The organism is Nostoc sp. (genome assembly GCF_036917275.1).
Lineage (GTDB): Bacteria > Cyanobacteriota > Cyanobacteriia > Cyanobacteriales > Nostocaceae > Nostoc.
This window is the reverse complement of sequence record NZ_JBALDF010000044.1, coordinates 97,169-103,693: the sequence shown is the minus strand read 5'-3', so window position 1 is coordinate 103,693 and position 6,525 is coordinate 97,169. Positions and strand designations below refer to the sequence as shown.

7 protein-coding genes are annotated in these 6,525 nt (G+C 40.4%); 2 read left to right on the top strand and 5 right to left on the bottom strand.

Translation table 11 applies throughout. The annotated features are described in order from the left end of the window. Window positions 1–321: 321 nt before the first annotated feature. Window positions 322–1,041, bottom strand: a complete 720-nt coding sequence (locus tag V7K35_RS17185) for a response regulator transcription factor (RefSeq protein WP_298907459.1) — start codon at window positions 1,039–1,041, stop codon at window positions 322–324. A 649-nt stretch (window positions 1,042–1,690) separates the two neighbouring features. Here V7K35_RS17185 and V7K35_RS17180 point away from each other — a divergent pair. Then, a complete protein-coding gene (locus tag V7K35_RS17180; protein WP_335080428.1) occupies window positions 1,691–2,317 on the top strand; it encodes a CPP1-like family protein in 627 nt (208 codons plus the stop codon). A 442-nt stretch (window positions 2,318–2,759) separates the two neighbouring features. On the opposite strand, the gene V7K35_RS17175 is transcribed toward V7K35_RS17180, so the two are convergent. Then, window positions 2,760–3,452, bottom strand: a complete 693-nt coding sequence (locus tag V7K35_RS17175) for an HAD family hydrolase (RefSeq protein ID WP_335080427.1) — start codon at window positions 3,450–3,452, stop codon at window positions 2,760–2,762. A gap of 263 nt (window positions 3,453–3,715) precedes the next feature. Between V7K35_RS17175 and V7K35_RS17170 the strand changes: the two genes are divergently transcribed. Beyond that, entirely contained in the window at window positions 3,716–4,300 is a 585-nt protein-coding gene (locus V7K35_RS17170; RefSeq protein ID WP_335080426.1) for a hypothetical protein, read from the top strand. 125 nt (window positions 4,301–4,425) lie between these two features. Here the strand turns inward: V7K35_RS17170 and V7K35_RS17165 are convergent, their stop codons facing one another. The 3 genes from V7K35_RS17165 to hppD form a co-directional block, all read right to left on the bottom strand. Further along, window positions 4,426–4,932, bottom strand: coding sequence for a type II toxin-antitoxin system YhaV family toxin (locus V7K35_RS17165; RefSeq protein WP_335080425.1), 507 nt, complete (start codon window positions 4,930–4,932; stop codon window positions 4,426–4,428). Next, entirely contained in the window at window positions 4,929–5,279 is a 351-nt protein-coding gene (locus tag V7K35_RS17160; RefSeq protein WP_335080424.1) for a hypothetical protein, read from the bottom strand. The genes V7K35_RS17165 and V7K35_RS17160 overlap by 4 nt, the downstream gene beginning before the upstream one ends. A gap of 134 nt (window positions 5,280–5,413) precedes the next feature. After that, a complete protein-coding gene (hppD, locus tag V7K35_RS17155; RefSeq protein ID WP_335080423.1) occupies window positions 5,414–6,508 on the bottom strand; it encodes a 4-hydroxyphenylpyruvate dioxygenase in 1,095 nt (364 codons plus the stop codon). Window positions 6,509–6,525: the final 17 nt, after the last annotated feature.

Here is a 6,525-nt window from a genome sequence, read left to right as displayed (position 1 = left end):
GCATCCGCAAATGTCTGGATGCCTTTGATTGTTTACGGGACGCCATAGAGCATGTTCTACAACTTTCGTCCTAACAATACTGGCGATTGCTATATCTACTAAAACGGTCAAATGCAAAGAAATATTTTCCAGTGGACTCTCTCACCTGTCCACTGTCTTAAACGGATAAAGAAATATCTCAAATAACGGACTGGTCTGTATTTGAGGAATATCTCCCGATTTTGATTGTCTAGATTTGTCTTTTACTAAAGTCAAAGAAATTCACTAATTCCTCGCCCAAGAGTCAACAGTCAAGAGTTAAAAAACTCTAGACTATAAACTTCAAGACTTGGCTTCCAAGTGCTGGGAGTGAGGAGGAGATTCAAACTTATACCCTACACCACGTACAGTTTGAATTAATGCTGGCTGACTAGCATCAATTTCAATCTTTTTGCGAATTTGGCCGATATGGACATCTACAACCCGCTGGTCGCCGACATATTCATAGTCCCACACCTCTTGGATTAGTTCTGCACGTCGCCAAACTCGACCTGGATGACTGGCTAAAAAATGCAATAAGTCAAATTCCAGAGCAGTTAAGGGTACTGGTTGGTTATTTAGTGCCACCTCTCGTCGCACCGGATCAATCATCAGTTTTTCAAATACCAAGCGTTTCTGCTCGGCATTAGTTATCACTCGTTGACGCCTCAAAATAGCTCCGACTCTGACTTCTAGCTCTCCTAGCCCAAAAGGCTTGGTGAGATAGTCGTCAGCACCTTTAGAAAAGCCGCGAATTTTGTCAGCTTCGTCAGCACGGCTAGTCAACATCAGAACAAAAACACCATTACGACTTTGCATCTCTTGGCAGAGGTTAAACCCAGTTACATCTGGTAAATTAACATCCAGAATTACCAAATCCGGGTTAAATTGCTCAAATAGAGATAAGGCTGTCTTTCCATCTTCGGCAGCCTCTACCTGATAGTTCTGCTTAATCAAAAAGCGTTGGATTAAATTCCGAACCGCAGGGTCGTCGTCAACTACAAGAATCTTGGCAGGAGCCATGACCATTACTTTGCACAAATATACGTAAGATTAACAAGAGGGTTGCGTAAAGACGCAGTTGCCACTTTTGGACTAACTAAGAATCTACATGGCTACGGCATTATAATCCTGATAATTCAAAAATAAATACTCTAATCAGGATTGTGGGCAATAAGAACGCGAAACTTGTGTTAGCCACAGTATATAGGCGCTCTGACTTTAGCCGCAACAGTTCTTGACACCAAGACACCTTCTTGATCCCAGTTAGGTGGTAACTTAAAACGTTTCAATTTTAAATCGATATTGTGGATATATACCACAAGCGATTATTCAGTATAATTAAAAAAACTCTATTAAGGCACAGTAAGTTGCCAAATCTGAAACAGTAAAGTTGATTTTTTCATAAAAACTATATGTTTTAGGTACTCTCCGTTCAAATTCTAGATTAGAGCCAGAACTGGGCAACGACATGAGGGTATACACGGAGTTATAGCGATATGTTAAAGTGACTATAGTTGAAATATACAAAGTCAATTAAACTAACCCGTGCTACTATCCTGGTAGGACATAAAATAGGTCGAGACTTTAGTTTCGATTAAAACAAAACCTAAAGCCGTTTTTTTCTTCGACAAAAGACTGCCGCTGACTGAGGCTGAAGTAACAAACTCCCATGAGCGATCAAAATCCCTACGAAAAACTTGGGGTATCAGAAGAGGCTAGCTTCGATGAAATTCAGGATGCTCGTAATCGCCTATTCGAGCAGCATAATGGCGATGCCAAGCATTTAGAAGTAATTGAAGCAGCTTACGATGCGATTTTAATGGATCGCTTACGGATGCGCCAGGAAGGTAAAATCAAAGTCCCTGAGCGTATCCGGTTTCCAGAGTTGCGAGTGCAATCGCCTCCTAAGGAAAGTCCAACCCCTCGTGAGCAGTCACCTGCATGGCTGCAACGGATGCTGGATCAGCCAACGCCTGCGGATATACTCTTACCAGGAGCTTGGTTTCTTGGTTTGAGTTCTATTAGTGTGTTTTACCCAGAGGGAGGCGATCAGGTTTTGCAGTTAGCATTGGTGGTTGGGGTAGGCACCAGTATTTACTTTCTTAATCGCAAGGAAGGTAAATTTGGTCGAGCAGTTTTGTTCACCCTGGTCAGTTTAATAATTGGCTTAATCGTTGGGGGACTAGTTGCTAGCTGGCTCTTACCACAAATATCATTTATCAGTCTGGGAACAAATCAATTCTCTACTGTAGTGACGTTTATATTGTTGTGGTTGGTTAGTAGCTTTCTCCGCTAAACCGCTACCTGCAAGCAAGTTTCTATAAAGAAGACGTGGTTTATGTGTGTTCTTCTTAAATAAGAAAGTCAGGAGTCAGAATAGGTATGCTGACTCCTACTTTAATTGGCAACCTGAATGCTGATTAACGTGAGTTCGACGGGTGACATCAGTCGAATCAAAAGACCTCTAAGAGGTTTTACTACGCAAAACCTATCCCTCTGCAACTCCCAGAGGGACAGACTTGAACTAAAGTTCAAGGCAGGGAGAGGTTTGTTAAGCTCACGTTGATTAGGTTTTAAGAATGTTGGCTGAAAACCCCTAAGTTGAAACCTAAAAAGACTATTTGGCTATAAGAGAGAAAATTTATTGGGGAGTAATTGGCATGATTGAAATTGATGCAAAAGGCAAAGACAATAAACCAATGCCGATTAATTGAATCTGTTGCAGCTACACAGCCTCTCTATACAAGGTGTTTAGGTTTTAGAACTAAATCTACAGCAGCGCTGAAATCCTTAACGATTAAGTCGGGGTGGTAAAGTTCCAATTGGGTGCGATCGCGGATTCCAGATTCTACAGCCATCACTTTAATACCATAATTTTTAGCAGCGGTGATGTCGGCTTCGGTATCTCCCACCATCCAGATATCAGTGGCGGGGGGTAGTTCTTCTAATGCCCTAGCCATTAACAAGGGCTTATCTTCAATATCGCGAGTTTTTACGTAGTCGTTAGTCAGGCAATAACAACGATTTTCCGGGAAAAATCTCCCTAAATCGTGTTTTTGAAAGGCATAATCTAGTTCTCGAAATCGGCGCATGGTCATAACTGCCAAATCAATTCCAGCTTGTTGAATTTTTAACAGTGCATCCACAGCACCAGGCGCGAGGCTGTCATAGTGAAAGTAAGGTTCTGTATGCACAGTTTGCCGCCGCAACTGGGCAAATTCTTGTGCTTGCGCTTCGTCTAACCCTGAATTTAAGGCGATTTGTTTTTCGGGAACACGCGATCGCTTTAACTGCCAAAATTCCGCTTTCGGAAGTTCTTGCACTACTTGGTCTGGACGACGGATTTTCTCCAAACAGAATTGATAAACACGGTAGTATCGTTCGGAAACATCAATAATTGGGCCGTCGAAGTCAGTAATAAGTCTTAGCATCGGCACAAAATGTTAAATTTTATTAAAATTATCTCAGATATTTGGCTATTTTTCGAGAGCACCAGCGTGATTTAAGCGCTGCACAAAAATTAGCTCAAGAACTACCAGATATAGCAATATATTTCAACAATCAGTGTTCGGAATAATAGTACGGAAGGTTCTCTAACTATACAAGTTGTTCCAATAGGTAGTAAAAAACACACGAAATTTCGATATAACTCACCATCACATTGAGAGCAATTATGAGTGAAGAATAGAAATTTTTGAAGCCTATTTTCAATGATGAAGAAGTAACTAAACTTAGGGAAAAACTAAACAAAATTGTAATCGGTTCAGGAAGTACTGTCGAGCCTAGTAAACTTAATATTATTAAGCAGGCTGACTGGATTGCCGTACCAACTGAAAGTGGAGATCACTTTTCTGAAGAAGATGAAATTAAACTCTTGCAAGCATTATTGCAGCATGGGAATCAAGAAATTGTAGCAATAGCATTTGAGCCTTTAAAAGCATTCCCCTCTGCATTTGTATTTCCAGCAACGGCTGAAGCTATTGCAGAGTTTAATCATGAATGTGGACATTTTTGGTTTGCACTGTATGCTGGAGAGCCTGATTGGGTCATTATTTGTACTAAGCTTGATTTTCTTATTATTACTGGAAAGCATAGTTTTGTTAGCCAATTTTTAGGCTGTGAAATCCAACCAGCTTTTGCTGACTTATACGAATTAGCATTAAGTTATTCTGATGATGATCCTGAAAAAAAGTCTTTACTACAGGTGTACAATCTACTTTGGCGTGAATATCATAAGATAAATCCTGGAGAAATTATCCAACTTTTGCCTGTGTCGTGAACCATGTGTTAGGCGTTTTGCCGTAGCGTAACCTACTAGAGGTTTTTTTGTAAACTCTTTTTAAGAAAGTAGCGACGATGACCTAGAGGAAAATCCTCTAACTCTCCAAAAACATTTTTAATCTTTTAAATTAAAGTCTCAGAATCTTCAGATATTGTTTCTATATTTAAATCTTGTGTGTTTAATTTGTCTATATCTAAAGAAGCTTTTAAAAGTTCGCTCCATGAATTTGGAGGGTTTCCCTTATCAAGCATTTTTGTAAATTTTTGATAAGGATCTGTTTTCGATCCTTCTTTTCTTAGCGTTTTTTCGTCGTTTACCCAAGCGTAAATAATTATTTTATCAGTACTACTGTAACGAAAAAATAAACGAAACCGTTGATAAAATTTTGCTCGAAACCAATGCTTTCTATCTGCTCCTAGCTTTTTCCCCTGTCTGAACTCTTTTGCTGTAGGGTCTCTAGGAATATGATTATAAACAAGCTCCTTAATAATGTTAAGGAGCTTTGTAGATGGATGAGATTGATATGTTTCAGGATTACTTTCTTCAAGCTGCTCAACAGTCACAATCAGTTTTTTAAAATATTCACTGAAAGCAGGGTGAGCTTTTAATGTCCACCCATTAACATTCATGCAAAAATAAAGTCCTCTGGTAGCTCCTCATTAAAATCAACTGTCATACCTTTGGTAAGAGCTTCTGCACGATGATACAAATCTTCAGTGAGAGGTTGAATAAAACTAGAGCTATGAGCAATATCCTTGTCAATTAAGTCTAAGAACGCTTCTGTATAAAATTTGGCTTTAATTTTGTCAAATTTTTTATTGGTTCTTTTTGCCTTCACATTGCTTTGGCTAGAGTAAAAAACTACCTTACTTCTAGACTCTCTAAGAAAAGCTATAAAATACTTACGTGGGTGTGGGTGACTAGTAGCTTCTACAATAGCAATATAATTACGTCTATCACGAGACTTGACTTTCATGTTTTTTAGTCTAGTTTTCGCCTTCTATCTCTAATTTATCTTAATATCTTTCACTCTGCAAGTTACTTACAAATCAAGGCTATCACCATTAAGTCCATAGAAATAGTACAAAAAAGCTAAATTGTACTGAGGTATCATTGCAGGGTACCGCGTTTGATTTGTTCGCTTTCAATGGCTTCAAATAAGGCGCGAAAGTTACCTTCGCCAAAACCTTGAGCTTGGTAACGGCGTTCAATAAACTCAAAGAAAAATGTCGGCTGTTCAAAAATGGGCTGGGTGAAAATTTGCAATAGTAAGGGCGCGGTTTGTTGTGCCCCTACGGAAGTATATTCTTGCCAGTCCACCAGAATTTCCTGTTGAGCGATCGCTTCCAGTTCTAGAGGTGATAGGGTGAGTCCTGGACGCTGTTTTAGCTGCGAGTAGTAGCTTTGGGGAACTGAGAGTAAGGATAAACCACTGGCACGAAATTTAGCGATCGCACTCACAAGATTAGTCGTTTGCAAGGCAATATGCTGAATTCCTGGTCCCCGGTTAACATCTAGAAACTCCTGAATTTGGGAATTACTGGAAGCTGGTTCATTAATTGGCAATTGGACTAGAGCGTTGCGCGAAACCATCACCTGGCTGTGTAAACCAGAGCGATCGGTTTTAATTTTAAATGCCTGCTGGGGTTGAAAATCTAAAATGTTTTCGTACCAAGCGACGGCATGTTCCAATTCACCAACTGCCACATTTAATACTATGTGGTCTATGGCGGTAATTGAAGAGGACACGGGGACACGGGGACACGGGAACACGGAGAGTTCTTTCTTTGTGTCGTCTATTCCCACTTCTGGACAGCGCCTTTGGATCAACGTATGAGTCAGTCCACCCCAGGCGGCAATTTTGCCACACTTGATGAATGCCGTACCTACCTGGCGTTCCTGGATGGGTTGTAGGATTGTAGCACCGTGCATTTGAGCTAGTGCGATCGCGCCTTCTACATCTTCGACAGCAAAAGCGACATCTGCCACACCAGGTGGATATTGACGCAAAAACTCAGCTACCGGACTTGTGGGTAACAGTGGTGAAGATAGAAAAAAGCAGACAGCACCACTTTTCACCACTTCTGTACAAGTGTGAAACGAACTGATGCTGTTGGCTACTGCTTGAAAACCAAGATGGTGTACAAACCAATCCCGCCATACTTTGGCGTCTTCTACATAGAAATGAACGTGATCAATTTTCATAAGTACTGAAAATCCAG